The organism is Agrobacterium sp. 10T429 (genome assembly GCF_056393925.1).
Genome location: NZ_JBFTGV010000001.1, coordinates 722,364 through 747,292 on the forward strand (window position 1 = coordinate 722,364; position 24,929 = coordinate 747,292).

Annotated in this window: 25 protein-coding genes; 15 read left to right on the forward strand and 10 right to left on the reverse strand. The window is 59.5% G+C overall.

What is annotated here, in order from left to right:
• The first annotated feature begins 94 nt into the window (after positions 1-94).
• Positions 95-1,438, forward strand: a complete 1,344-nt coding sequence (locus AC1DCP_RS03500; RefSeq protein WP_065688080.1) for a chloride channel protein — start codon at positions 95-97, stop codon at positions 1,436-1,438.
• Between the two features lie 7 nt (positions 1,439-1,445).
• Here AC1DCP_RS03500 and AC1DCP_RS03505 read toward each other — a convergent pair whose 3' ends face one another.
• A complete protein-coding gene (locus AC1DCP_RS03505; protein WP_003511884.1) occupies positions 1,446-2,198 on the reverse strand; it encodes a DUF3750 domain-containing protein in 753 nt (250 codons plus the stop codon).
• A gap of 73 nt (positions 2,199-2,271) precedes the next feature.
• Between AC1DCP_RS03505 and AC1DCP_RS03510 the strand changes: the two genes are divergently transcribed.
• Together AC1DCP_RS03510 and AC1DCP_RS03515 are read left to right on the forward strand one after the other, a co-directional pair.
• Positions 2,272-3,264 (forward strand): asparaginase, encoded by a 993-nt coding sequence (locus AC1DCP_RS03510; RefSeq protein WP_013635650.1) that lies wholly within the window; start codon positions 2,272-2,274, stop codon positions 3,262-3,264.
• A 226-nt stretch (positions 3,265-3,490) separates the two neighbouring features.
• Positions 3,491-4,111, forward strand: coding sequence for a glutathione S-transferase family protein (locus AC1DCP_RS03515; protein WP_013635651.1), 621 nt, complete (start codon positions 3,491-3,493; stop codon positions 4,109-4,111).
• 99 nt (positions 4,112-4,210) lie between these two features.
• On the opposite strand, the gene AC1DCP_RS03520 is transcribed toward AC1DCP_RS03515, so the two are convergent.
• Both AC1DCP_RS03520 and AC1DCP_RS03525 read right to left on the reverse strand, forming a co-directional pair.
• Complete coding sequence (locus tag AC1DCP_RS03520; RefSeq protein WP_003511889.1) at positions 4,211-4,870, reverse strand: glutathione S-transferase family protein; 660 nt, start codon at positions 4,868-4,870, stop codon at positions 4,211-4,213.
• 81 nt (positions 4,871-4,951) lie between these two features.
• Complete coding sequence (locus tag AC1DCP_RS03525) at positions 4,952-5,467, reverse strand: MarR family winged helix-turn-helix transcriptional regulator (protein WP_003511890.1); 516 nt, start codon at positions 5,465-5,467, stop codon at positions 4,952-4,954.
• A gap of 141 nt (positions 5,468-5,608) precedes the next feature.
• Here AC1DCP_RS03525 and AC1DCP_RS03530 point away from each other — a divergent pair, with 141 nt between their 5' ends.
• The 4 genes from AC1DCP_RS03530 to AC1DCP_RS03545 all read left to right on the forward strand — a co-directional run bounded on the left by AC1DCP_RS03530 (position 5,609) and on the right by AC1DCP_RS03545 (position 11,236).
• Positions 5,609-7,141, forward strand: coding sequence for an MDR family MFS transporter (locus tag AC1DCP_RS03530; protein ID WP_065688081.1), 1,533 nt, complete (start codon positions 5,609-5,611; stop codon positions 7,139-7,141).
• A 225-nt stretch (positions 7,142-7,366) separates the two neighbouring features.
• The gene (locus AC1DCP_RS03535) at positions 7,367-8,383 is read left to right on the forward strand and encodes a ligase-associated DNA damage response exonuclease (protein WP_065688082.1); all 1,017 of its coding nucleotides are present in this window, start codon (positions 7,367-7,369) and stop codon (positions 8,381-8,383) included.
• A gap of 1 nt (position 8,384) precedes the next feature.
• Positions 8,385-10,010 carry a cisplatin damage response ATP-dependent DNA ligase gene (locus AC1DCP_RS03540; RefSeq protein WP_003511896.1) on the forward strand — a complete coding sequence of 542 codons (1,626 nt, stop codon included), beginning with the start codon at positions 8,385-8,387 and terminating at the stop codon, positions 10,008-10,010.
• A gap of 260 nt (positions 10,011-10,270) precedes the next feature.
• Positions 10,271-11,236, forward strand: coding sequence for an alpha/beta hydrolase family protein (locus AC1DCP_RS03545; RefSeq protein WP_003511897.1), 966 nt, complete (start codon positions 10,271-10,273; stop codon positions 11,234-11,236).
• A 45-nt stretch (positions 11,237-11,281) separates the two neighbouring features.
• Here AC1DCP_RS03545 and AC1DCP_RS03550 read toward each other — a convergent pair whose 3' ends face one another.
• Complete coding sequence (locus tag AC1DCP_RS03550) at positions 11,282-14,017, reverse strand: heavy metal translocating P-type ATPase (protein WP_025592723.1); 2,736 nt, start codon at positions 14,015-14,017, stop codon at positions 11,282-11,284.
• Positions 14,018-14,184: 167 nt separating this feature from the next.
• Between AC1DCP_RS03550 and AC1DCP_RS03555 the strand changes: the two genes are divergently transcribed.
• From AC1DCP_RS03555 to AC1DCP_RS03565, 3 genes are all read left to right on the forward strand, one after another.
• Complete coding sequence (locus AC1DCP_RS03555) at positions 14,185-15,093, forward strand: L,D-transpeptidase (protein WP_019564146.1); 909 nt, start codon at positions 14,185-14,187, stop codon at positions 15,091-15,093.
• A 159-nt stretch (positions 15,094-15,252) separates the two neighbouring features.
• Positions 15,253-15,978: a L,D-transpeptidase gene (locus AC1DCP_RS03560; protein ID WP_013635657.1), complete on the forward strand. Its 726-nt coding sequence runs from the start codon at positions 15,253-15,255 to the stop codon at positions 15,976-15,978.
• Between the two features lie 266 nt (positions 15,979-16,244).
• Positions 16,245-17,273, forward strand: a complete 1,029-nt coding sequence (locus AC1DCP_RS03565) for a calcium-binding protein (protein ID WP_198927933.1) — start codon at positions 16,245-16,247, stop codon at positions 17,271-17,273.
• Between the two features lie 46 nt (positions 17,274-17,319).
• Here the strand turns inward: AC1DCP_RS03565 and AC1DCP_RS03570 are convergent, their stop codons facing one another.
• Together AC1DCP_RS03570 and AC1DCP_RS03575 are read right to left on the reverse strand one after the other, a co-directional pair.
• Positions 17,320-18,186 carry a hypothetical protein gene (locus AC1DCP_RS03570; protein WP_065688085.1) on the reverse strand — a complete coding sequence of 289 codons (867 nt, stop codon included), beginning with the start codon at positions 18,184-18,186 and terminating at the stop codon, positions 17,320-17,322.
• Between the two features lie 78 nt (positions 18,187-18,264).
• Entirely contained in the window at positions 18,265-18,723 is a 459-nt protein-coding gene (locus AC1DCP_RS03575; RefSeq protein WP_038490190.1) for a MarR family winged helix-turn-helix transcriptional regulator, read from the reverse strand.
• 193 nt (positions 18,724-18,916) lie between these two features.
• On the opposite strand from AC1DCP_RS03575, the gene AC1DCP_RS03580 reads away from it, so the two are divergent.
• The 3 genes from AC1DCP_RS03580 to AC1DCP_RS03590 all read left to right on the forward strand — a co-directional run bounded on the left by AC1DCP_RS03580 (position 18,917) and on the right by AC1DCP_RS03590 (position 20,540).
• Entirely contained in the window at positions 18,917-19,339 is a 423-nt protein-coding gene (locus AC1DCP_RS03580) for an organic hydroperoxide resistance protein (protein ID WP_003511906.1), read from the forward strand.
• A 96-nt stretch (positions 19,340-19,435) separates the two neighbouring features.
• Positions 19,436-19,819, forward strand: coding sequence for an MbcA/ParS/Xre antitoxin family protein (locus AC1DCP_RS03585; RefSeq protein WP_065688086.1), 384 nt, complete (start codon positions 19,436-19,438; stop codon positions 19,817-19,819).
• A complete protein-coding gene (locus tag AC1DCP_RS03590; protein ID WP_065688087.1) occupies positions 19,779-20,540 on the forward strand; it encodes an RES family NAD+ phosphorylase in 762 nt (253 codons plus the stop codon). The genes AC1DCP_RS03585 and AC1DCP_RS03590 overlap by 41 nt, the downstream gene beginning before the upstream one ends.
• A 42-nt stretch (positions 20,541-20,582) precedes the next feature.
• On the opposite strand, the gene AC1DCP_RS03595 is transcribed toward AC1DCP_RS03590, so the two are convergent.
• The 4 genes from AC1DCP_RS03595 to AC1DCP_RS03610 form a co-directional block, all read right to left on the reverse strand.
• Positions 20,583-22,097 carry an ABC-F family ATP-binding cassette domain-containing protein gene (locus tag AC1DCP_RS03595; protein WP_065688088.1) on the reverse strand — a complete coding sequence of 505 codons (1,515 nt, stop codon included), beginning with the start codon at positions 22,095-22,097 and terminating at the stop codon, positions 20,583-20,585.
• 159 nt (positions 22,098-22,256) lie between these two features.
• A complete protein-coding gene (locus AC1DCP_RS03600) occupies positions 22,257-22,445 on the reverse strand; it encodes a hypothetical protein (RefSeq protein WP_065688089.1) in 189 nt (62 codons plus the stop codon).
• Positions 22,446-22,470: 25 nt separating this feature from the next.
• Positions 22,471-22,893: a YciI family protein gene (locus AC1DCP_RS03605; RefSeq protein ID WP_038490203.1), complete on the reverse strand. Its 423-nt coding sequence runs from the start codon at positions 22,891-22,893 to the stop codon at positions 22,471-22,473.
• Between the two features lie 100 nt (positions 22,894-22,993).
• Complete coding sequence (locus tag AC1DCP_RS03610) at positions 22,994-23,440, reverse strand: MarR family winged helix-turn-helix transcriptional regulator (protein WP_013635660.1); 447 nt, start codon at positions 23,438-23,440, stop codon at positions 22,994-22,996.
• Between the two features lie 150 nt (positions 23,441-23,590).
• Here AC1DCP_RS03610 and AC1DCP_RS03615 point away from each other — a divergent pair, with 150 nt between their 5' ends.
• Positions 23,591-24,319, forward strand: coding sequence for a DUF899 domain-containing protein (locus tag AC1DCP_RS03615; RefSeq protein WP_003511917.1), 729 nt, complete (start codon positions 23,591-23,593; stop codon positions 24,317-24,319).
• Between the two features lie 26 nt (positions 24,320-24,345).
• Positions 24,346-24,834, forward strand: coding sequence for a DUF1579 domain-containing protein (locus tag AC1DCP_RS03620; protein WP_065688090.1), 489 nt, complete (start codon positions 24,346-24,348; stop codon positions 24,832-24,834).
• The last annotated feature ends 95 nt before the right edge of the window (positions 24,835-24,929 follow it).

Below are 24,929 nucleotides of genomic sequence, written 5' to 3' on the forward strand. Positions count from 1 at the left end.
AACGAGTCAAATGCAAAACTTGCAATCGCCGGCTGGCAGGCCGATAAAAGGGCCTCCCGCCCGACAATAACTGAAATCACCGATCTGGATCCCCATGCCCGTCGACTACAAAAAGCTGAAGATGCTCCGCCGTTCCCGTGTTGTGTGGGGTTCATGGCGGGTGTGGAAGCCGAGGGCGGTTTTCTGGATCGGCGCGCTTGCAGTCGGCATCATCAGCGTCGGGTTTGCCTGGGCGGCGGATCGCGCCCAGCATCTTTTCTTCTCGGCAACATCTTCCGGCGAATGGGCGTTTCTGCTGCCGCTTGTCGTGACGCCGCTCGGTTTCACGCTGTGCGCCTGGCTGGCGCTGACGGTTTTTCCCAATGCTGGCGGCAGCGGCATTCCCCAGGCCATCGCCGCGCGGCACCTACGTGACGATGCGGATCGTTCGCGGCTCCTGTCGCTGAAACTCGCTTTCGGCAAGGTCTTGCTGACGGTCGTCGGGCTTTTGTCCGGTGCGTCGATCGGGAGAGAGGGACCAACCGTGCAAGTCGGGGCCTCGATCATGCTTCAGGCGGCGCGCTGGGGCGGCATGGCACAGGCAAAAGGTCTTATTCTTGCCGGATCAGCGGCGGGTATTGCGGCAGCGTTCAACACACCGCTGGCCGGCATCGTGTTTGCCATCGAGGAAATGAGCAAGACCTACGAATCCCGGGCAAACGGCCTCGTCCTTACCGCCGTCATCCTGTCCGGCCTTGCCTCGCTGGCGCTGGTCGGCAGCTATACTTACTTTGGCACCAGTTCCGTCATGGCGAAAACCATGATGGACTGGCTGCTCGTGCTGGTCTGCGGCATTGGCGGCGGTGCGTTCGGCGCGCTGTTCAGCGCGGGGGCGCTGCGCCTGTCCGCGCGCATCCGGCGCTTCGCCCAGGCCATGCCGCCAAGGCGCATGCTGGCGGTTGCCGCCGCCTGCGGCCTTGCCTCCGCCGTCATCGGTATTGCAACTGATGGCGCGACCTTCGGAACGGGTTACGAACAGGCGCGCGCCGCAATCGAGGGCCAGGCCGCACCGGCATTCTTCTTCATCGAAAAGCTGGCGGCCACGTTTCTGGCGATGATGTCGGGCATTCCGGGCGGTATATTCGCGCCGTCGCTGTCCGTGGGCGCGGGCTTTGGCAGTACGATGGCGACTTTGCTGGGTACGAGCATCGGCCTTGGCGCCATTGTCGGCATGGCGGGATATTTCGCGGGCGTGGTGCAGGCCCCCATGACGGCTTTCGTGATCATCCTCGAAATGACCGGCAATCATGACGGCGTCATCCCCATCATGGTGGCATCGATGCTGGGATATCTAACCTCCCGGCTTTTCTCCCGGGAGCCGCTCTATCACGGCCTGTCGCGTGTTTTTATTGCCCAGAGCATCCGCGCCAAACGCGCAGCACAGGCCGCTGAGACCTGACCCGACTTTACGCGCGGATACCCGCCACTCCGAAATAGCCAAGTCCCGGTATCTTCACGCCGGGCCGGCTGAAATCGAAGCCCGCGACCAGGCCGAGGAAATTGACCTCGAAGCCACTGCGTGCGCCCGCCGAAATACCGAACAACCCGCCAAGCGAGAGGCTAGCATCCTTCCAGTCGTCGGCGACGTGGTAAAACGCGCCGTTGGGCAGATAGTCGCGGCCCACCGCGTCTGATGGCAGAACCACACCGAGCTCCGGCACGCTGCGCAGCACATGGGCAACGAAAGTGTTGGAGTTGGGACCGGGATAGATACGATAGCCGCCCGGTTTGCCATAGGGATAGTCGGCAATCGCCTGTTCGATCTTCGGGATCAGTTTTTCCGCTGCCGCCCCATGAATGGCCACCACCTGACGCGGCGTGTTGGAATACCAATAGGCATCCGCCGGATAGCCATTGTGGCGTATCGGCATTCCCCAGCCCACCTTGTCGTAGCGATCGTAGGCCGTCGCGCCCGGCTTTTTCAGCACGATCCAGGCATGGCTGGCGACGGAGCCTTTAAAGCCACCGGTCATGGCGGAAAAAACGTAAACCGCCGCCTGCCGGTCGGCACCTGCTTGCGGCAGGGTGCCGGAAGAAGACCAGCGCGCGTCACGCCAGCCCTGCGGGTGATCCCTCATGGCCCACAACCCCGCCGATGCCAGAGCTGGCAGCAGATAGATGATGGCAATCGCCAGCAGCAGACGTTTTGCAAATTTCACTGATAGCCTCGTGCATCGAAAAATCAATTGCGCTATCAACGACATAAAATCAGAACTTTTTGAGGCCGCAAAAATGAACAATTCCGTTACCGTCGAAGTCCTCAGGGGCAGTCTGGTCGAAAGCCGCCACCAGGGTCTTGCAGTGGTGGTGGATGGCGATGGTGGCGTCGTGTTTTCAGCTGGTGATGTCGAGCGTGGCGTCTTCCCGCGTTCTGCCTGCAAGGCCATGCAGGCGCTGCCGCTGGTGGAAAGCGGCGCGGCGGATGCCTATGGCTTCGGCAATCGCGAACTGGCGCTTGCCTGCTCTTCCCATTCCGGCGAGGACGAACACGCGGCGCTCGCCGCCTCCATGCTCGCAAGGGCAGGCAGGGATGTGGATACGCTGGAATGCGGCGCGCACTGGTCTTCCGACCAGAAGACCATCATCCATCAGGCCCGCACGCTGGAAAAGCCGACGGCGCTTCACAATAACTGCTCCGGCAAGCACTCCGGCTTCATCTGCGCCTGCTGTCACACAGGCACCGACCCCAAGGGCTATGTCGGTTACGACCACCCCCTGCAGCGGGAAATCCGCGCGACTATGGAAAGCCTGACGGGTGCGACGCTTGGCCATGACAATTGCGGCGTGGACGGTTGCTCGATCCCCACTTATGCCGTGCCGCTCAAGGGTCTGGCGCATGGTTTTGCCAAGATGGCGACGGGCAGGGGGCTGGAGGCCGGGCGCGCGCAAGCCTCCCGCCGGCTCTTTGACGCCTGCATGGCGGAACCCTTTTACGTGGCGGGCACCGGCCGCACCTGCACCAGGCTGATGCAGATCGCGCCGGGCAGGATTTTCGCCAAGACCGGCGCAGAAGGCGTGTTCGTGGCCGCACTGCCGGAAAAGGGCATCGCCATGGCGGTGAAATGCGAAGACGGCACGACGCGTGCGGCGGAAGCGATGATTGCCGCAATGCTGGCGAAATATTTCGATGGCGCCGAGAACGAGGCGCTGCTTGCCATGGCAAACCGGCAGATGCGCAACTGGAACGGCATCCACGTCGGCGATATCCGGGTTGTCGGCCTCTAGAGGCATCTCCTGTAAAACTGCGCAGCGGCTTAAGACAAAAAATAAGGCGCGCGGTATGCCTTCGGTTAAACGCGACACGCTTCAGAAATAACCTTTGACGCGGCCCGCTGCCGGCAGGATGATGGATTGCCCTTACATCTGATGGTCTGCCAGATCGCCGCCGCAGGGGCTGGCGTCTCCACGCGAGGAGGTGGGCGCCCCTCATTGCCCTGGAGGTTGCATATCCATGTTCACACTGTTTTTCTCCCCCGGTTCCTGCTCCCGCGCCAGCCATATCGTGCTTGAGGAATCCGGCCTGCCTTACACGGCCCATCGCGTCAACTTCGCCGAGGGCGAGCAGCGCTCCGAGGCATTCCTGAAGATCAACCCGAAAGGCCGCGTGCCAGCGCTGGCAACGGCAAGCGGGGTGCTGACGGAAACGCCTGCCATCCTCGCCTTCATTGCGCAGATGGCTCCGGAGAAGAAACTCGCCCCACTCGACGATCCCTTCGAATTCGCCCTGATGCAAGCCTTCAACGCCTTCATTTCCTCCACGGTGCATGTCGCCCATGCGCATGGCCGGCGCGGCAGCCGCTGGGCGAGCGAGGATAGTTCCCTGGCGGATATGAAAGCGAAGGTGCCGCAGACCATGACCGATTGTTTCGAACTGATCGAGCACGGCATGCTGCACGGCCCGTGGGTCTTGGGCACCGCCTATTCGGTCGCCGATCCCTATCTATTCGTCATGTCCGGCTGGCTGGAAAGCGACGGCGTGGATATCGCCCGCTTCCCGAAGGTGCATGATCACTTCAGGCGCATGAACGAGCGCCCGGCCGTGCAGCGGGCGCTGGCGGGTGAGAAGGGGTGATGTGCTAAAAAGCTTGCTTCGTCATCCTCGGGCTTGTCCCGAGGATGACGTCGAGTGCGAAGAGAGGTCTGCCAACCATCCCCTAGCTAGTGCCTTCGTTCACGCCGCCTCGGCGGCCCGGCTGTCCCACATGGACTTGAATGCCGTGCGGGCCTGGCAGCGCTCCAGCCAGGCTTTCAGCGCCGGATGGGCGTCAAACAGCGGCTGGTGGCCCTGCGCGTAACGGACGATCTCCGCCACGTTGAGATCGGCGACGGTGAAACGGTCGCCTACCAGATAATCGTGGCTGGCAAGATGTTGCTCCAGCACCCGGAAGGGCCGCCTCAAAAGGCGCGCGGCGACATCGATCACCGCTTTGCCGGCATCGCTTTCCGAAAGCCCTTCGGCGATGGCGGAGGAAATCTTCAGCGAATTGGTCTCGATTTCGGTCGCTGCAAAGAACGACCATTGCAGCATCGCCGCATCTTCCTTCAGGTCGACCGGTGCGAGCGGTCCGCCATATTTGCGGACGAGATAAAGGTTGATGGCCATGGATTCATAAAGCACCATGCCGTCATCTTCGATGCAGGGGATGGTGCCCATCGGATTGATGGCCAGAAACGCGGGGGACAGCGTGTTGAGCGGCGCGTCTGCGGCCAGGGGATCGGCAACGCGGCGGGCCTGCACGACAGGCACGTGCTTGAATTCCATGCCCAGTTCCCCGGCAAGCCAGAGCGTGCGCGTGGCGCGGGAACGGTAGACACCATAGATCGTCAACATCGAAGTCACCCTTTTACCTTTTCGATGGCGGCACGTTAAGGTCTCGTCCTTTTAAAGTGAAGTTGTGGATGTCAGGGTCAACTATGATTTTTTCTGATCCGTCAGGAGGTCTGTATCCGGTGACAGCCGGGCCTCGAAACGGTCGATGAACCGATCGAAAAGCCGCGCGAATGTCTCGACATCCTCCTCCGGCCATCCATCCATCACATCCTGGATGACGCTCATCTTGGTCCGGCGCATTTCCTGCAGCAGACTGGTGCCAAGTGGTGTGATCTCAACGATGCTGCGGCGGGCATCCTCCTGCGAGACGCCGCGTTTCAACAGGCCGCGCCCGACCATATCCGCCACCACCCGGCTGCCGCGCGAGGGGTCGATGCGCATGCCCTCGGCAATCGCACCAACGGTGACATCACCGTCCGCGCGGCGCAATATATCGAGAACGTCGATATGGGAGAGTTCCAGACCCGGAGCCACCTTGGCAAGCGCCATGCGCCCGATGATGCGCCGTCCGATCATGATGCGCATACGCGTCATCGTATTGCCGATGCGCTTGATGTCTTCGGGCAGATCCTCGTTCCAGTCTTCCTCAGTCGACACGCTCAGCCGTTCCTTTCAATCCCGATTTGCGATCACATTTAGCGCCAATATCATGGATGTCAAAAACTTGCCATTGACATATATATGCTAATAGCACACAAATTGTCGCAGCAAAATTGCCGAAACTCAACGAGATTTTTCATGGATATGTCCGTTGCCCCCGTGGCGCCGCTTGTGTCGGATCACCGGCGTAGGCTCATCGTTTTTCTGTTTCTGATGCTGGCCATGTTCATGGCTACCCTCGACAACCAGATCGTCTCGACAGCGCTGCCCACCATCGTCGGCGAGTTCGGCGCGCTGGAGCGTTTCGGCTGGATCGGTTCGGCCTATCTTCTGGCCACCAGCGCCGTCATGCCTGTTTATGGCAAGCTCGGAGACCTGTTCGGGCGAAAATACGTGATGATCGCGGCGGTTATCATCTTCACGCTCGGCTCGCTCGCTTGCGGGCTGGCCTGGTCGATGGATAGCCTGATCGCGGCCCGCGTGCTTCAGGGCCTTGGCGGCGGCGGCATCATGGTTTCGATCTTCTCCGTCAATGCCGATCTGTTCGAACCGCGTGAAAGAGCCCGTTACCAGAGCTATTCCAGCCTCACCATCATGGCGTCGGGCAGCGTCGGGCCCATTCTCGGCGGCACGATGAGCGATCTGTTCGGCTGGCGGTCGATCTTCCTCATCAACCTGCCACTCGGGCTTATCGTCATCACCGGCCTGATTTTCCTGCTGCCCTACCGCCGTCCCGCGCGTCAGCCGAAGATCGACTATCTCGGCGCCGTCTTGCTGGCAGCGACGATCGCAAGCGTCGTCTTCTGGGCCGACAGCAGCGAATTGTTCGGTTCGCTTATTGCAGGTCCCAGCCTCGGTATTATCGCTTTCGCCGTCATCGCCGCATTCCTCTGGGTGCAAGTGGAACGTCGCGCGCCGGAACCCGTGGTGCCGCTCAGGCTCTTCAAGGACAGCACCTTTCCGCTGTTGATGATCGTTTCATTGACCAGCGGCGGCATTGGCATCGGCATGGTCAATTATTACGCGCTGTTCCTGCAGACCACGACCGGGCTTTCCCCATCCCATGCCGGCCTGTTCTTCATCGCCGTCACCGGCGGCATCGTCATGGGTTCCCTGTCGGCCGGGCGGTTGATCTCGATCACCGGCGTCTACAAGCCGTTTTCGGTGGCCGGGCTCACTATCAATGTCATCGCCATGCTGCTCTTCACGCAGATGCATGCGGGAACGCCGCTTTGGCTGATTGCGATTCTCATGCTGGCGCAGGGTTTCGCTGTCGGCCTCGGCCAGCAGGCACCCATTATCGGCGTGCAGAATTCCGCGCCGAAGGCCGATATCGGTGCCGCAAGCGGCGCGGTGACGCTCACCCGCATGGGCGGCGCAGCAATAGCCATCTCGGTCTATGGCGCGATCGTCACCTCCAGCCTCAAGGGCGTTGACGTGACCATTCCGGGTGTTGGACGGATTGAGGAATTGACGCCGAAGATGCTCTCCGAACTGCCCGCGGCATCCCAGGCCGCCGTTGCCTCGCTCTATTCGGATGCCTTCACGCCGCTGTTCTTCGCAGCCGCCGCAACCGCCGCCATCGGCCTTGCCGCAGCACTGATGCTGAAACCGGTCCGGTTGCCAGCCGCAGCACAGGCGGCCAAGCCGGCGGAAAGTGCGGGGGAGTAGGGGCGGCTGTCCCTATAAGGCGCGGTGAACTCGAGCTGTGCCTTCCTCCGGCAACTAGCTCTTCCCTCATCCCTGTGAGAAGCACAAGGATGAGGGATGGTTCCGGGCCTTTCCAATATACCCGCGACCTCTGAGCGCGAAAACAAAACCGCACCCCTGGAAATTTAACGCCCGTTCCGCGTTATGCTCGCAGCACTTTAAATTCGCGCGGGCGGCCCTATCTCAATGAATATGAAGCCGGAACAGCTCCTGAACTCCACGCCCAAGGGTCTTTATTGCCCGCCGGGCGATTTTTATATCGACCCGGTGCGGCCGGTGGCGCGCGCGTTGATAACCCACGGCCATTCCGATCATGCCCGCGCCGGCCACGGGGCGGTGCTGGCTACACGCCAGACGCTCGATATCATGCGCATCCGTTACGGCGAGGACTTCTGCGGCAGCGAGCAGGCGGTCGCATTCGGGGAGGCGGTGGAGGTAAACGGCGTGACCGTCGGTTTCCACCCGGCGGGCCATGTGCTGGGTTCGGCGCAGATCTCCGTGGAAATGAACGGCATGCGCATCGTTGCCTCCGGCGATTACAAGCGCGGTATCGATCCCACTTGTACACCCTTCGAAACGGTGCCGTGTGATGTCTTCATCACCGAGGCCACCTTCGGGTTGCCGGTGTTTCACCACCCGCTGCCGCGGGTGGAAATCGGCAAGCTGCTCACCTCCATCAAGCAGTTTCCCGAGCGCACCCATCTGGTCGGCGCTTATTCACTCGGCAAAGCGCAGCGCGTTATCAGGCTCCTGCGCGACAATGGTTATGCCGATCCCATCTATATCCACGGCGCGCTGGCGCGGCTTTGCGATTATTACGTGTCGCAGGGCATCGATCTAGGTGATCTACGCCCCGCGACGCTTGAAAAAAGCGATCCCGCCATCTTCAAGGGCGCGATCGTCGTCGGCCCGCCCTCTGCATTTCAGGAGCGCTGGGCGCGCCGTTTCAACGAGCCGCTGATCGCATTCGCGTCCGGCTGGATGATGGTCCGACAGCGGGCGAAACAGGGCGGCGTGGAGCTGCCTTTGGTCATCTCCGACCACTGCGACTGGCCGGAACTGCTGGAAACCATCAAGGAAATTGGCCCGCAGGCCGTCTGGGTCACGCATGGTCGCGAGGAGGCGCTGGTGCGCTGGTGCGAATTGCAGGGCATTGCTGCCAAACCGCTGCATCTTGTCGGTTACGAAGACGAGGGGGATTGAGATGAAAGCCTTCGCCACCCTTCTCGACCGACTTGTCCTCACCCCATCGCGCAACGGCAAGCTGAAGCTTTTGACCGATTATTTCCGTGATACGCCTGACCCAGACCGGGGGTACGGTCTGGCGGCGATTGCCGGCACGCTGGACCTCAAAAGCGTCAAGCCCGCAATGCTGCGCGAGCTGGTGCTGGAGCGCATGGACGAGGTGCTGTTCCGCTATTCATACGATTATGTCGGCGACCTGGCCGAGACCATCTCGCTCGTCTGGGGCAATATCGGCGGTCTGGATGATTCCGAGGCGCAGGATCCCCGTCTTGGCGAAGTCGTGACGCTGATGAATTCGCTCGGCCGCACCGAAGTGCGCGGAGCGGTGCGCGATCTGCTCGACCGGCTCGATACCTCCTCGCGTTTCGCCTTCCTGAAACTCGCAACCGGCAGCCTTCGCATCGGCGTTTCGGCGCGGCTGGCGCGGCAGGCACTGGCGGATTTCGCGGATAAGGACATCATCGAAATCGAAACCCTCTGGCACGGTCTGACGCCGCCTTACACGACGCTTTTCGCCTGGCTCGAGGGCAAGTCCGAGCGGCCGGTTCTGGCGACGCCCGCCATCTTTCACTCGGTAATGCTGGCCACCCCGGTTGCAGACGGCGATCTCGATGGTCTGGACCCTGCCGATTATGCTGCCGAGTGGAAATGGGACGGCATCCGTGTGCAGCTTTCCCGCGCAGGCGAGACGCGCAAACTCTACTCCCGTTCCGGCGACGATATTTCCGGCGCATTTCCCGACGTGCTCGATGCCATCGATTTTGAAGGCGTGATGGATGGTGAATTGCTGATTGGCGGCACGGCGCGCTCCAACAATCTCACGCGCACCTTTTCCGACCTTCAACAACGGCTGAACCGCAAGACGGTGACGGCCAAGATGCAGGATGACTATCCGGCCTTCATCCGCGCCTACGACCTGCTGTTCGATGGTGAGAGCGACATTCGCGCGCAGACCTATCTAGAACGCCGTGGCCGCCTGTCGGATATCATCGAACATGCCCCGCATGACCGCTTCGACCTGTCTCCGCTCATCGGTTTTTCAACATGGGACGAGCTGAATACGCTGCGCGCCGCGCCGCCCGATCCGGTGATCGAAGGCGTCATGATCAAGCGCCGCGACAGCGCCTACCAGGCCGGCCGGGCCAAGGGACCGTGGTTCAAGTGGAAACGCGATCCCTACAATATCGATGCTGTCATGATGTATGCGCAGCGCGGCCATGGCAAACGCTCGAGTTATTATTCCGATTTCACCTTCGGCGTATGGGCGGAAGGGGAGGATGGTGAACAGCTGGTGCCGGTTGGCAAGGCCTATTTCGGTTTTACCGATGCGGAGCTGGAAGTGCTCGACAAGTTCGTGCGCGACAATACCGTCGAGCGTTTCGGGCCCGTGCGCGCGGTGCGCGCCACGCCGGATTTCGGTTTCGTGCTCGAGGTGGCTTTCGAGGGCATCAACCGTTCCAACCGCCACAAATCCGGCGTTGCCATGCGGTTTCCACGCATTGCGAGGCTTCGCGCCGACAAACTCCCGGCGGAGGCGGATCGCCTGGCGACGCTTGTGGCTATGATCGATGGCGTTGATGGGTAGGGGTCCCCGCTACCTCCCTCATCCCTGTGCTCGTCACAGGGATCCAGCCAGCCCAAGTTCTTGGGCTGATGGGACTCTTCCCGCCGAGCCGATGCGCGTCGACTGGATTCCTGTGACAAGCCCAGGAGTAAGGGAATGTTTTGTCCAGAAAATGCCATGATGGCTGCGAATACATTGTTGTCATTCGCGAATCCGTGATTGGACAGCCTCTCGCCGCAGTGCTGAACTGCTTCTAATGTTTTGATCACTCAGGTGCGCATATGCCAGATAAACGCTTTCTCTCCTCAGCATTCGGACAGGAAGAAAGCGGCGCGACCTTAAGGAGCCTGACGCGGCGCAATCTGCTTGTGGGTGCCATGGGCCTGTCAGCAGCGGCACTTCTGCCCGCAGGTGCGAAAGCGGGCATTCCCACGCCCGAGGTGCTGCCGCTGGAAAAGCAGGATTACGGCGAGGCGCGTAAACGGTTCCATACCCATTTGCTGCGCAAAATGTCCGCTCCGGAAAAATCATCGCCGCTCGGCACACCGCCGGGCGCGGAAAGGGTCACCTATCGTGGAGGGCCGGATGGTTCGATCGAGCTTGTGGCCTGGCTTTCCCATTATCAGCCCTCGACGGTACTCAAACCCGCGGTGCTTTTCCTGCACGGCGGCAACGCCACCGGTGACGGCCATTGGGCGATGATGAAGCCCTATTGGGAGGCGGGTTTCGTGGTGCTTTTGCCGTCCTTCCGGGGCGAAAACGGCCAGAACGGCAATTATTCCGGTTTCTACGACGAAACAGCGGATGCGCTGGCGGCGGCGACCTATCTGGAAAGCCTACCCGGTATCGACAGGAAACGCTTCTTCATTGCGGGCCATTCCAATGGCGGCACGCTGACGCTTTTGGCCGCCATGAGCCGCAAATTCCGTGCCGCCGCGCCGATTTCGGCGGGCGTCAATTCATGGCGTTACTTCAACCGCTATTCGGACGAACTCTGTTTCGACGAAACCGACGAGCGGGAATTCATCATGCGCTCTTCGGTCTGTTTCGGCCCCAGCCTCAAATGCCCGGCGCTGTTGCTGCGCGGCACGGAGGAGCGCCCGTTCGACGCCGATCACCAGCTTTTCGTCGACCGCGCCGTGTATTCGGGATTCAAGGTCGACAAAAAACTGCTGCCCGGCACACACAACGGGGTGGTGCCGGGCGCCGTGACGGAAAGCATCCGCTTTTTCAACGAATTTGCATAAAAAAGGGCCGAAAACCGCTTTGCAGCTTTCGGCCCTCTCGTAAAGTCAGGCGCTCTTCTTGAAGTAGCCGAGCAGCCGCATGGCATTGGCGGTGACGAGAACCGTAGCGCCGGTGTCGGCGAAGACAGCGAGCCACAGGCCGGAGAGGCCGGTAACCGTTGTTACCAGGAATACCGCCTTCAGGCCGAGCGCGATCGTTACGTTCTGGTGGATATTGCGCATGGTGGCGCGCGATAGGCCGATCAGGCGGGCAGCATCGCCGACATTGTTGCGCATCAGCGCTGCATCCGCCGCTTCCATCGCCACATCCGTGCCCGAGCCGATGGCGACACCGACGCTTGCAGCCGCGAGGGCGGGCGCATCGTTGATGCCGTCGCCCACCATCACCACGGTTTTCTTCTGGGCAAGCTTGCGGATTTCCTCGACCTTGTTCTGCGGCAGGAGTTCGCCGCGCGCTTCAAGTCCCAGCTTGTTGCCGATTGCCTTTGCCGTGCGGGCATTGTCGCCAGACAGCATAAGCGAGGAAATACCCATCTCCTTCAATGCCTTGATGCCTTCTGCCGCATCCTTGCGCGGCTCGTCGCGCATGGCGAAGAGACCGCTTGCCGCACCCTCGGCCATGACGACGGCCACGGTCTTGCCTTCGCTTTCCAGTGCGGAAATGCGCTCTGCAAGTTCCGTCGATACGGTCCCGACTTCGGTTGCAAAACGCGGCGCGCCGATGAACAGGCGCTTGCCGCCGACGGTGCCCTGCATGCCACGACCGGAAATCGCCTTGATCTCCGAGCCGGGCAGGGGAGTTACGCCTGCCTTGTTGGCATGGTTGACGATGGCTCTGGCAAGCGGATGGCTGGACTCGTTCTCGATGGTCGCGGCTTGCGCGATCAGCCCGGCCTCGTTGCCGTCAAGAGCCACCACATCCGTCACGACAGGTTCGCCGAGCGTCAGCGTGCCGGTCTTGTCGAAGGCCACGGTTTCGGTGCGTGCCAGCATCTCGATAACCGCACCGCCCTTCACCAACATACCGTGCCGTGCCGCAGCCGAAAGGCTGGAGGCGATGGCAGCGGGAACGGAAATGACGAGTGCGCAGGGGCAACCGATCAGAAGCAGGGCGAGACCGCGATAAATCCAGGTGTCCCAATCGCCAAGGCCCACAAGCGGCGGCACGACGATGGTAAGTGCGGAAATCGCGACGATCAGCGGCATGTAGTAACGCGAGAAGTTCTGGATAAAGCGCTCGGTCGGGGCGCGGGCGTCCTGTGCTTCTTCAACGAGCGTGATGATGCGGGCAATGGTGTTGTCTTCCGGCGCGCGGTCGACCCGAATGCGCAGCGAACCGTCATGGTTGATCGAACCCGCAAAGACGCGTGCGCCTTTTTCCTTGGCGACCGGAATGCTCTCGCCGGTCATCGGCGATTCGTCGACGCTGGATTCGCCTTCCATCACCACGCCATCGGCGGCAATGCGGTCGCCCGGACGCGCCACGACCACCTGTCCGATGCGAACCTTATCGGCGGCCACCTGCCGAAGCGTACCGTTTTCTTCCACCAGTGCCGTTTTTGGCAGCAGGGAACCGAGAGCCTTGATGCCCGAGCGGGCACGTGCGGCGGCAAAGCCTTCCAGCAACTCGCCAACGGAGAACAGCAGCACGACGATCGCCGCTTCTTCCGCCTCGCCAATGATGATGGCGCCGATGGCGGCAATCGTCATCAGCATCTCGATGGTGAAGATCGCCCCGAAACGCGCGGCGTTGAAGGCGTTGCGCGCAATGGGAAACAGCGTGACCAGCGTTGCGACGATGAAGGCGTAACTGCCCCATGCCGGGAAGCCGAGCTCCGCCGCATAGGCAACGGCCACGAGAATGGTGCCGGTGAAGGTGTTGCGCGCCTTGGCCGTGCGCCACCACACGCCTTTTTCATCCGCGCCATGGGCGTGGCCTATGTCGGCGCTCTGCGCGACGTTTTCAACGCTCCCGTGGCTATGCGCGTGCTTCGCATCGTCATGATGGTGGCCGCCGCAGCTTGAGTGGTCGTGGTCGGCGTGGTCATGGCTCGAATGGTCGTGGCCCGAATGGTCGTGGCCTGAATGATCATGTTTGTGATCGTGATCATGGCCGTGATGACCGCCGCATGATCCATGGTCGTGGTCGTCCGCATGATCGTGATTATGTTCTTCGACCTTGCCGAGTGCGGTTTTTTCCTGCGGCAGCAAGGCAGGCTTGAAGCCGAGCTTGCGCAGCGTGTCCTCGATCTTGTCGACCGGGGTTTTGTTGTCTGCCAGAGAAAGGTTCAGCCTTTCGCGCGCAACGGATACCTTGACGTCGGCAACACCGGGCAGACGCGAGAGCGCGGTTTCGATCTTGGCCGCGCAGCTGGCGCAATCCATGCCGCCGACAGAGAAGGTCAGGGCATTTTTCTGCTCGATGCTCGGTGCTGCTTCCGCATGGTGATGACCACCGCACGATGAATGGTCATGATCATGCCCATGATCGTGATGTTCCGCCGCAATCTTTTCGCGCGGAGCCTTGTCCTGCGGCAGCAAAGCGGGCTTGAAGCCAAGTTTGCGCAGCGTATCCTCGATTTTTGCGACCGACGTTTTGTCTTCCGCCAGCGAAAGGTTCAGCCTTTCGCGCGCAACGGAGACCTTGACGTCGGCAACGCCGGGCAGGCGGGAGAGCGCCGTTTCGATCTTCGCCGCACAGCTGCCGCAATCCATGCCGCCGACCGTGAAGGTCAGGTCTCCTGATTCCCCGTTCAAACTGCCGCGTGTCGAAATATTCATGGTTCTAGCTCCTGAATTCCACTCGACAGCCAATCTGGCACCTCTAGCAACTAGAGGTTCAAGGGCAAAAATGCGCTTTTCCGATTTTTTTTGAAAGGCACACACCAGCCTCGCGCCAGCCGCGCAATGCATCATGCCTTCAAACTTGGTTTCATGAAGCGGTTCAGATGACAGCACTCCTATTGAAAAACTGCCGCCGGGCGGCCTCGCTGGCGGTCATTGCGCTGCTGCCTTTCCTGAGCGGCTGCCTTTTCGTGACGGATACGAGCCGGATGAACCCGGACGTCTTCGTTCAGGAAACGGCGCCGGTGTTCAATTTCAATTCCGTAAGCTCCAATCGCCAGCCGGAACTGCCACCACAGCCGGGTCAGCTTTCCACGCGCCCGCCGGATCTGTTCAGAACCCGCTTCCATCAGGAATACGGTCCGCCGGTGCGCGGGCAGGGCCTGAGCGCGCCGCAGGTGCAGGGATTGAATGTGCCGCAGGCGCAGGGTCAGGCGATGGCCTATGGGCTTCCGGTCTCCAATCCGCTGCACCGGGTCATGTATGGCCCGATCCGCGATGACGACCGGTCCCTGCCGGCCATTCCCTATGGTCGCATCGATCCGCGTTATCTCCGGCAGGAGGTGAGCTACCAGACGGCGGAAGCGCCGGGTACAATCGTCGTGGATACAAAGCAGCATTTTCTCTATCTGGTGCAGCCGGGCGGCAAGGCTATCCGGTATGGCGTTGGCCTCGGGCGCGACGGTTACGCCTGGTCGGGTCGCGGCAAGATCCAGTGGAAGGCGAAATGGCCGCGCTGGACGCCGCCCGACGAAATGGTCAGGCGCCAGCCGGAACTCACCTCCATTTCCGCCGCCAATGGCGGCATGACGCCGGGTCTCAACAACCCGCTCGGCGCGCGTGCCCTTTACATTTTCAAGGACGGCAAGGACACGCTTTACCGCGTGCACGGAACGCCCGACTGGCAGTCCGTCGGCAAGGCAACTTCGTCCGGCTGCGTGCGCATGCTCAATCAGGATGTGATCGACCTCTACGAGCGCGTACCGAAGGGCGCACAGATTGTGGTTATCTGACCACTTTCTAAAAGAAAGCGCTGCATCGTGGGGTTCCCCCAGCGCCTTCTGGCTGGCTTTTAGCGGTCGGTTAACTATTTTCGCAATACGCCTGTGTACGTGGAACAAACGATGTACAACGGCGATATAGCCGTTCGAAATGTGGGACAATCCGGCCTTATGACAAGCACCGACACAGATCTTTCCAGACGCACTTTCCTTTCCCTTCTGGGTATTTCCTCCGCTTCGTTGCTGGCGGGCTGCGCTTCTTCCGGCACGGGTGAAGCCATTCGCCAGCAGGCGAGCAGCATCGGCAGCGATTTCCGCCAGATGTTCTCGTCGGGCGTTAGCGATGCGGAACTGGCCGTCATGTACGGTTCGGTCGAGGATGGCGGTTACGTCATTCCCGCGGTTCCCTACCAGAAGATCGACCGGCGTTATTATCGTCAGCGCGTAGTCGATCCGACCGGCGAACGCCCCGGCACCGTCGTCGTGGATACGCGCTCGCGTTTCCTCTATGTCGTGGAGCAGGGCGGCAGCGCCATGCGTTACGGCGTCGGCATCGGCCGCGATGGTTTCGCCTGGTCCGGCGAAGGCGTCATCCAGTGGCGCCAGAAATGGCCGAAATGGACCCCGCCGGACGAAATGGTCGCCCGCCAGCCGGAACTGGTCAAATATTCTTCCAAGAACGGCGGCATGCCACCGGGCCTGAAAAACCCGCTCGGTGCCCGCGCGCTCTATATCTTCCAGAACGGCAAGGACACGCTTTACCGCCTCCATGGATCGCCGGAATGGAACTCCATCGGCAAGGCCGTCTCTTCCGGCTGCGTACGCCTGATGAACCAGGACGTCATCGACCTCTATGACCGCGTGCCGCAGAAGGCGCGTGTGGTTGTTTGGCAGTAGGTCTGACTGGAAGCTCTGATAGGCATCCGCTAAATGAACTGGCGAATAATGGCTGCAACATGAAGCATGTTGTGGCCATTATTTATTTCTAATATATCGATATTGTTTTTAATGTTAATAATCAATTCTGTAGTATATTTAGAAATTCCGTGACTTTTTTTGATTTTATACTATAATATGTTTCGGTATTCATAAGTATTTTCGAAATGAATTTCCTGCATTGCAATCATTCTAATATCGCTGTCGTTCATCGAGGAGTGAATGGCATGACTCTTTATCTCTCAAATAGTTGGCAGGTCGGTACTAGCCCCTACGAAATCTTTTACGGTGATCGCTATGGTGTGGCGAGAAACGACGTATTTCAGCTGGGCGGCAGCGAGACCGGCACTCTGGGTGGTGTTCGAAACGGATGGGAAAAATTTTATGGCGGCGCGGGTGTAGACACGATTTACGTCGCTCCCAAGTATTATTACTCCTGGACTGCCGTGATGATCGACCACAATGGCTTGGACAGCGTGGAACGTATCGAGTTTAACAGCGCCACCTCCTGGCCGGTAAAACCAGTCTATTTCGCTGGAATGGCAGATTTTTCGAGCGTCACATACATGTCGCCCGGCGTGACGATCTATGGCCGCGAGAACAGCAATATATTCGTCGGTAGTCAGCTTGGGGAAAGGGTCGAAGGCGACGGCGGTGACGATCTGCTCTTTGGCAACGCCGGAGACGACACGTTGTACGGTGATACGACCGCGGTAAATCCCTGGCCGGCGCAATTGAATGCCGCTGGCAATGACTGGTTGTTCGGTGGCGCCGGAAATGACTATCTTGATGGTCAGGGTGGTAACGACAATCTGTCCGGCGATGCTGGCGATGACACTCTTTACGGCGGACCCGGAAGCGACCAGCTTAGCGGTGGAGACGGCGCCGATAAGCTTTTTGGCGGAACCGGAAATGACCAGTTGCGCGGCGGTGCGGGAAATGATGAGCTACATGGTGGAGATAACGATGATCTGCTTGATGGCGGTTCTGGTAGGGACATTCTCTGGGGTGACGCGGGTGCGGATACTTTCCAGTTCGTAACAATTGGCGCTTCGAGTTTGGTTGAAGACTTTCAAATCGGCGTTGATAAGCTACGTTTTCATAACGCCATTGCCGATGAATTCAGCGATTTAACGATCATCGATAATTCAACCGGGTACGCAAGTATAACTGTGGGCGATGTTGAAGTTATTTTGAACGGGGTGTCATCAGCCTCTTTAAATAGTTCTATGTTTGAGTTTGGCGTGTATGCATGATGCGAACGGCTCCGCCGGGACAAGCGGCGGAGCCTTATTAAATTTATTAGGATTGAAGCTCTGACTTTTTATATTTCTTTGTGACATTTCCATTTGAATCAAATATTTCCAACTCACCGTTTTCTTTGTATTCAATCATTTTCCGTCCATTATCATAGTATATAACGCCTGGTGTCACGGATACTTGGCCGTTTTCTCCAAGTTTAAGAGCCATAGCGGAACCGAAAAATTCCTTCAAAGCTCTTTCGCTATAATACATATCTTGGCGTGATACTGCGCAGTAATAGCCATTGTTTGCTTTTCTGAGTGCTGCCAATTCGACGCGAGCCTCATAGGCGCGATCACTGGTGAAATGCTCGACCTGCTTTTTAACAACAGTTTCATCTTCGCCATTCGCGATGCGTTTTGCACCCCATTCAGCATACTGAGCATTATATTCTTCACGCGGCGGTAATATGATTTCGGGATCATAGCGTGGACTGGCTCTTGATGCTTGGATGATCAGGTTCGTTACGATGAACTCCGCATTTTCCGCCGTGCGCTCAATCGGATTGACGTAATAGGACGACATCATATTCGTGGCGGCGGCGTTCATGGCGCTCATCGTCGCCTGCGGAATGGCGGCGGAGACGGTTTCTTTTTTTGCGACGGTTTCCAGCTTTGCTTTGGTAGCCTGCGAAGCGAGCGTCGAAATCGTCTCAATGGCCTGTGCAGTTCTTTGCTGGCCTCCGGATACCATCGCGAGTATCGAGCTTGCGGCATCTTTGCTCGATATTTTTGTCACTGAAAAAGTTTGATTGAGAATGGTCAGCGCCATTGAATTTGCAGAGATAAAAGCCATCGCCATGCCTTTTGAAATCTGCCGCAAAATGCCTTCATCGGCTTCTGGGGCTGGAACGCAGCCATAAGTCATTTTAGCTGCATAAAATATAAATGCAACTTTATCGGGAAGTGGTTAACAGATGCTTTATGACCCCTGGTTTTTCAGGGGTTAGCTCCTCGCAAGCCCATCTTTAAGCGCATTCACCTGGTCCCGCAGCTGCACCAGTTCCTCCAGCCCGCAGCCCGTGGCGTCGCCGATTGCCGCCATGATCTTCACGCCCTCCTTTTTGAGATCGGCGCCCTTGGGCGTTACGGCCACCAGCACCTGCCGCTCGTCAACAGTTCCGCGTTTGCGGGTGATCAGCCCGGCATGTTCCAGCCTTTTCAGCAACGGCGAAAGCGTGCCCGAATCGAGGCCCAGCATTTCACCGAGTGCCTTCACGGTGGAGGTTTCCTTTTCCCACAGAGCCATCATGACCAGATATTGCGGATAGGTCAGGCCGATCGGGTCCAGCAGCGGCTTATAGGCGCGGGTGAAAGCGTGCGCCGCGCCGTAAAGGGCAAAGCATATCTGCTGGTCCAGCCTCAACAGGCTTTCCAAATTGGTGTCGTCGCTCTCTGCGCCCATTGTTCTGCTCCAAAAATCAACCGGGAAGGGAACAATCAGCCCTGCCTTTCGGTTCCTGCCACATGGATGCGCGGCGAAATTTCGTGAAATTATCGCAAAAAACAATTTTTTATTCAATGTGCAAAATTATATTGCGCACAATTGAATTGCGCATTATAAGAAACCCAACACCAACCCAACGGGAGTAAATGCCATGCCTATTCTCTACACGACCAAAGCATCCGCCACCGGTGGCCGCGCCGGCAACGCCAAGTCGGAAGACGGCGTGCTCGACGTAACGCTGACCGTTCCGAAGGAACTCGGCGGCGATGGCGCCCGCGGCACCAATCCGGAGCAGCTTTTCGCAGCCGGTTATTCCGCCTGCTTCCTCGGCGCCTTGAAGGCTGTCGCCGGCAAGCAGAAGGTAAAGATTCCTGAAGACACGACTGTGACGGCAACCGTTGGCATCGGTCCGCGCGAAGATGGCACCGGCTTCGGCATCGAAGTGTCGCTGAAGGTCAACATTCCCGGTCTTGAGCGCGAAAAGGCAGAAGAACTGGTAGCCGCCGCCCACATCGTGTGCCCTTACAGCCACGCCATGCGCACCTCCACGGAAGTGCCGGTCTCTGTGGCCTGATCCAGCAAGTTCCAGCAGCAAGGCCGGGTTAATCCCCGGCCTTCTTGTTTATGGAAATAAAAGTGCTATATTCTTTCTAGGGAAAGGATATATGCCATGAATATTCACGCCAAGACCGCCATGGATCCTGCTTCGCACGGCAGGGTCGTCACCAAGGCCGTTATGACCGCTGCCGAGCGGCTGGGCCTTAATGCCGCCCGCACCGCGGATATTCTCGGTGTTTCCGCCCCGACGGTGTCGCGTATGAAGCGGCTCGATTTCCTGCTGGAGCCGGGCGCCAAGTCTTTCGAGCTTGCGGTGCTGCTGATCCGGGTTTTCCGTTCGCTGGATGCAATCGCCGGCGGCGACGAGGCGGTAGCCAAAAACTGGCTGCGCAATCACAATACGGCGCTTAACGCCGTGCCTGCCGAGAGGCTCACCACCATTACCGGATTGATCGATGTCCTCTCCTATCTGGACGCCCGACGCGCTCCTGTCTGAAAAGCGCGCCGCATCGGGAAAATACTGGCGGCTGGTGGAAGCGCAGCATCAGGTTTCCACCATGAAGCTGGTGGATACGGTGGAGGAGCAATCGCTGCTGGAAGATATTCTGGAGGCGAGCAAGCGGCCCTTTCCGCCGGAATGCGCCGGGCTCGATTATCTTCTTGCCACGCCCTTCCGGTATGGTGCGGCCTATCCACATGGCTCGCGTTTCCGCCGGGCTGGCTTTACCGAAGGCGTTTATTACGCCGCAGCCAAGGTGGAAACCGCGCTTGCCGAAATGGCCTTCTACCGGCTGCTGTTTTATGCGGAATCTCCCGGCACACCGCTGCCTGCCAATCCCGCCGACTATTCCGCCTTTGCCGCCCGTATCGCCACCGATGCGGCGCTGGACCTGACGCAACCGGAATTGAACCGGGACGAGGCGCTGTGGACCAACCTGCAGAATTACGAGCCATGCCAGGCGCTGGCCGAGCAGGCGCGTCTGGCGAAGATCGAGGCGATCCTCTACCGCTCGGTGCGCGATCCCGCAGGCGGCCTCAATATCGCGGTGCTGTCGCCGAAAGCCTTTGCCGAAAAAATGCCGGTGGAACGGATGAGCTGGCGCATCCGCCTGTCGAAGACCGGGGTGCAGGCACTGTGCGAATTTCCGATGCGCAGAACAGGGTTTGCGGTCGCGGATTTTTCCGGTGATCCACGCCTCGCCAGCCTGTTGGGCTGACGGGCGTTTCGCTTGTTTTACTCTCAGCCCGTTTGACGGGCCTCACGCCGACGCGAAAAACGCTTCGGGATCGTCGACTTCCACCAGCCTGCGCTTGTCGATCAGCCAGAAACGTGTTCCGACCGCCCGCACGAAACTCCTGTCATGCGAGACGAAGACGCAACTGGCCGAACGGTTGATGATTTCCGCCTCAAGCGCTTCCTGCCCATCTATATCAAGATGGTTGGTGGGCTCGTCCAGCAGGTAGAAATTCGGTTCCGCCAACCGCAGCGCCAGCATGGCGAGCCGCGCCTTCTGGCCGCCGGAAAGCGTTGCGATCCGACGTTTCTGCATTTCCATGTCGATACCGGCACCCGCAAGCAGGCCGTGTATGCGCTGGTCGCCAATGTCGAATCGGCGGGTCATGAGCGCAAATGGCGTGCTGTCGTCGTCGATTTCGGCAAGCGACTGGTCGACATATCCGGCCACCAGCGAACGCGTGGCCTTTATGCCGTCCTGTATTTGGCCTTCATCCATCACCGCCGCTTTCAGAAGCGAGATCAGCCGCGTCTTGCCGACGCCGTTGCGGCCGAGAATGACGATGCGGTCGCCCTGGTGGACAAATTGCCGGCCGGTGCGAAACAGCAATGTCCCGTCCGGCGTCGAGACCGGCACATCCTCCAGAGTGACCAGAACCTTGGCGTGCGTACCGCGATTGGCGAGCTGGATCTTGCCGGCGGAGCGCTCGCTATGTGCTGGGCGCGCATTCTCCTCCAGTTTCTCGGCACGCTGGCGCAATTGCTTGGTTTTGACAGTCAGAAGATCGCTGCCCGAATTGATGCCGATATTGTTTAGCTTGGCGGCCTGCCGGCGCAATTGCTGCGCGGTTTTCATGTCGCGCTGGAAACGCCGCTCATCGGCGGCATCCTCCTCTTCGAGTGCCGTGCGCGCATGGCCGTAAGGCAGCCGGAACAGTGCCGAATTTTCCGGCCGCAGGAACAGCGTGGTCTTCGTGACATTGTCGAGAAAGGCGCGGTCATGGCTGACGATGACGACCGCCGTGTCGCGCGGCAATTGACCGAGCCAGCTTTCCAGCACGTTGATTTTTTCGAGGTCGAGATGGTTGGTCGGCTCATCGAGCAGGAGAACGTCAGGCTCGGTGATCCACGCCCGCGCCAGCATGGCAAGTCGCTGCCAGCCACCGCTCAGCTCTTTCAAATGGCGATGACGATAGGGTTCCGGCACCAGCATGGCATCAAGAATAATGTCGGCGCGCCAGCTCTCATTGTCGATCTCATCCGCCGGCAGGGCGGAAAGTACGGTGTCCCGCATCGTCTTTTCCAAAAGCGGGGAGGGCAGGTGCTGGTGGACGATGGACTGCGTCAGCCCGCGCAGCCGGGTGATATCACCGCTGGTAGCGTCCAGTTCACCGGCAAGGCAATTCAGCAGGGTGGATTTGCCGTGGCCATTCGCAGCGACGATGCCGATGCGGTCTCCGGCATTCACGGTGAGGCCAAGATTGGAAAAAAGCGGCGTTCCCAGAATGATTCCGAGGTTTCGAAGCGTGATAAGGGTCATGAAATTGTCTCTGGCAAAACGGATCTGTGACGAACCGTGGTCTGCGACAATGCAGTACGGAATATCGGTTCGAGGTGATCCGTCGTGAAAACATGCGCAACGGCAGACAAGCTGCATTCTGCGCGGCCTTTTGGGCAAACCAGAGTTTTGGTGTTCCGGTCAGCCCTGCAAACGCGTCTGCAGGGCAAAAAGGTGGCAGATCTGGCGGTTGCGCCAGAAGCAGGAAATATCCATGCGAAGCCTCCTTTCTTGATACGGTTTCAACCGTCCAACAATTAACAGCGGCAGGGGTTCGAGGCAATGGCTTTTGAAGAGGAGGGTGGTGCCGGAGAATACGGCGACCCGCATTCTCCAGCCCTCAAGCGCGGCGCCCTTACTGTTTTGCCACGCGCTCGCGCAGTTTTTCCACATGTTCGGCGATTTCAGGTGTCACCGCGTCGCCGAAATCCTCCATTTCGAACATCGGGCGGATTTCGATTTCGCTGCGCTCCAGCATCGGGTTGGGGCAACGCTTCACCCACTCCACGGCCTCATCCATGTCCTTCACCTTCCAGAGCCAAAAGCCGGCAACCAGCTCGTTGGTGTGCGGGAAGGGGCCGTCGATCACGCTACGGCTGTCACCGTCGAAAACAACTCTCTTGCCTTTGGAGGAAGGGTGGAGGCCATCACCGGAAAGCATGATGCCGGCATTGACCAGTTCCTCGTTGAACTTGCCCATGGCTTCCATCAGTTCGGTGGTCGGCATTATGCCATCCTCGCTGCTGCGGGTGGCCTTTACAAAAACGATAACACGCATGGTTTCCTCCCTTGTTGCGTCTTCCTCGTTAGTTTCGCCGTCCGGCACGACGGGTAGATGACATTTTCACGGGTAAACGTGGAAATATGCCGCTTTCCCGTCAGCCGAGATCAATGAGGTCGCGGCGCAGCCGGTCGGGGTCGCCGCTGCCGATGCGGGCCTCGATTTCGGCGTGGGTCTGTTGCCAGATGGGGAAGGCGGCGGTGAGTACGGCCATGCCTTCCACCGTCAGCCGCAGCCGCTTGCCGCGCTTGTCCTTCGGGTCCTGCTCGATACTGACCAGCCCACGCCGCTCCAGTGGCTTCAGCGCTGCCGTCAGCGTCGTGCGGTCCATTGCCAGAAGATTGGCGACCGGCCCCATCGGCGGCGGCTCCGGCCGGTTGAGCGACATCAGCAGGGAAAATTGGCCGTTGTTGATGCCCACGGGCTTCAATGCGTTATCGAACAGCCGCGCCAGCGCCCGCGCTGCACGTTGCGCATGCAGGCAAAGACAGGAGTCCCGCACTAAAAGAGTTGCCGAAAAAGGAATCACGCTGGCGTTTGACATGGACTATATATGTTGATATCAACGTAATTAGTCAAGCGGAACCTGTCGCCTTGCTGACGGTTTTCCTGGCTTTCAATGCAGACACAGGCGGCGCCCACCATGGAAGCGGAGCGGTGCCGTGGTGAAAGACGGATCCAAGGAGGAAAGATCATGTCTCATCCCGTCGTTTCGAATGAGGAGTGGCTTGCGGCCCGCCGCGATCTGCTGGTGAAGGAAAAGGAATTGACCCGCGCGCGCGACAGGCTGAACGAGGCGCGCCGCGCATTGCCCTGGGAAGAGGTGACGAAAGATTATATTTTCGACGCGCCTTCCGGCCCGAAATCGCTGAAGGAACTCTTCGGCAATTGCAGCCAGCTCATCGTATACCACTTCATGCTGGCGCCCGACTGGGAGGAGGGCTGCACCGGCTGTTCCTTTTTCGCCGACCATGTCGATGGTGCGATGGTTCACCTGAAGCACGGCGATGCGGGTTTCGTTGCGGTCTCGCGCGCACCGCTCGAAAAGATCGAGGCCTATAAAAAACGCATGGGCTGGAAATTCCCTTGGGTCTCGGCCAACGGCAGCGACTTCAACTATGATTATCAGGCCTCCTTCCGTGATGAGGATATCGAGAGCGGGGCGATCACCTACAATTACCGTGAGATCGAGCCGATGGGCGACCTGAAGGACCTGCACGGCGTCAGCATTTTCGCCAAGGGCGAGGACGGCAGGATTTACCATAGCTATTCCGCCTATGCCCGCGGCATGGAAGAGACGCTCGGTACATTGATGCTGCTCGATCTGGTGCCAAAAGGCCGTAATGAAGAGGGTGTAATGGATTGGGTGCGCCGGCACGACCAGTACGAGGACGAGCCCAAGGCCGCGTCTTGCTGCCACTGAAATAGGACGAGGAGGAGGAGACGACAATGGAAAATGCCAAGCCGCAGAATGAACACGCGTTCCTGGGCAGGATCGTCGGCGACTGGGTCATGACCGCCAGTTCCGGGCATGAGGGATACGATCCCGATGATCCCGCCCAGCGGTTCACCGAAACCGTCAGCTCCATCGGCGGGCTGTGGATCATCGGGCACGGCACCGGAAAGATGCCTGACGGGACGGAGATGACGGCTGTCATCACCGTGGGTTTCGACCCTGCCAAGGGCCATTTCGTCGGGACCTGGGTGGGGTCGATGATGACCAATCTCTGGGTCTACAAGGGCTGGCTGGAAGACGACGGCAAGACCCTGACACTCGAAGCGGAAGGACCGGCCTTTGACGGTTCCGGCCGCATCGATACCTATCGCGACGTGCTGGTGCTGCACGACGACAATAACCGTAGCTTTTCCGGCAGCGTCCGGCAGCCGGATGGCAGTTTCAAGACCTTCATGACATCGGAGTTCCAGCGCAAGGCATGACGCCCCGCCGGAATTTGCCCGATCACGCCGAATAATGCGCTGCCGCGTCCTGCGGCGGCCGATCGCCAGAAAAATGACGCCATAACCCCGGAGAG

Coding starts and splice junctions, on each gene's coding strand:
- AC1DCP_RS03565 (WP_198927933.1), top strand. CDS start 16,245: ATGACTCTTTATCTCTCAAATAGTTGGCAGGTCGGTACTAGCCCCTAC.
- AC1DCP_RS03540 (WP_003511896.1), top strand. CDS start 8,385: ATGAAAGCCTTCGCCACCCTTCTCGACCGACTTGTCCTCACCCCATCG.
- AC1DCP_RS03590 (WP_065688087.1), top strand. CDS start 19,779: ATGTCCTCTCCTATCTGGACGCCCGACGCGCTCCTGTCTGAAAAGCGC.
- AC1DCP_RS03600 (WP_065688089.1), bottom strand. CDS start 22,445: ATGCGGGTCGCCGTATTCTCCGGCACCACCCTCCTCTTCAAAAGCCAT.
- AC1DCP_RS03620 (WP_065688090.1), top strand. CDS start 24,346: ATGGAAAATGCCAAGCCGCAGAATGAACACGCGTTCCTGGGCAGGATC.
- AC1DCP_RS03555 (WP_019564146.1), top strand. CDS start 14,185: ATGACAGCACTCCTATTGAAAAACTGCCGCCGGGCGGCCTCGCTGGCG.
- AC1DCP_RS03575 (WP_038490190.1), bottom strand. CDS start 18,723: ATGGGCGCAGAGAGCGACGACACCAATTTGGAAAGCCTGTTGAGGCTG.
- AC1DCP_RS03595 (WP_065688088.1), bottom strand. CDS start 22,097: ATGACCCTTATCACGCTTCGAAACCTCGGAATCATTCTGGGAACGCCG.
- AC1DCP_RS03585 (WP_065688086.1), top strand. CDS start 19,436: ATGAATATTCACGCCAAGACCGCCATGGATCCTGCTTCGCACGGCAGG.
- AC1DCP_RS03610 (WP_013635660.1), bottom strand. CDS start 23,440: ATGTCAAACGCCAGCGTGATTCCTTTTTCGGCAACTCTTTTAGTGCGG.
- AC1DCP_RS03510 (WP_013635650.1), top strand. CDS start 2,272: ATGAACAATTCCGTTACCGTCGAAGTCCTCAGGGGCAGTCTGGTCGAA.
- AC1DCP_RS03550 (WP_025592723.1), bottom strand. CDS start 14,017: ATGAATATTTCGACACGCGGCAGTTTGAACGGGGAATCAGGAGACCTG.
- AC1DCP_RS03545 (WP_003511897.1), top strand. CDS start 10,271: ATGCCAGATAAACGCTTTCTCTCCTCAGCATTCGGACAGGAAGAAAGC.
- AC1DCP_RS03500 (WP_065688080.1), top strand. CDS start 95: ATGCCCGTCGACTACAAAAAGCTGAAGATGCTCCGCCGTTCCCGTGTT.
- AC1DCP_RS03570 (WP_065688085.1), bottom strand. CDS start 18,186: ATGACTTATGGCTGCGTTCCAGCCCCAGAAGCCGATGAAGGCATTTTG.
- AC1DCP_RS03535 (WP_065688082.1), top strand. CDS start 7,367: ATGAATATGAAGCCGGAACAGCTCCTGAACTCCACGCCCAAGGGTCTT.
- AC1DCP_RS03615 (WP_003511917.1), top strand. CDS start 23,591: ATGTCTCATCCCGTCGTTTCGAATGAGGAGTGGCTTGCGGCCCGCCGC.
- AC1DCP_RS03530 (WP_065688081.1), top strand. CDS start 5,609: ATGGATATGTCCGTTGCCCCCGTGGCGCCGCTTGTGTCGGATCACCGG.
- AC1DCP_RS03580 (WP_003511906.1), top strand. CDS start 18,917: ATGCCTATTCTCTACACGACCAAAGCATCCGCCACCGGTGGCCGCGCC.
- AC1DCP_RS03605 (WP_038490203.1), bottom strand. CDS start 22,893: ATGCGTGTTATCGTTTTTGTAAAGGCCACCCGCAGCAGCGAGGATGGC.
- AC1DCP_RS03520 (WP_003511889.1), bottom strand. CDS start 4,870: ATGTTGACGATCTATGGTGTCTACCGTTCCCGCGCCACGCGCACGCTC.
- AC1DCP_RS03560 (WP_013635657.1), top strand. CDS start 15,253: ATGACAAGCACCGACACAGATCTTTCCAGACGCACTTTCCTTTCCCTT.
- AC1DCP_RS03515 (WP_013635651.1), top strand. CDS start 3,491: ATGTTCACACTGTTTTTCTCCCCCGGTTCCTGCTCCCGCGCCAGCCAT.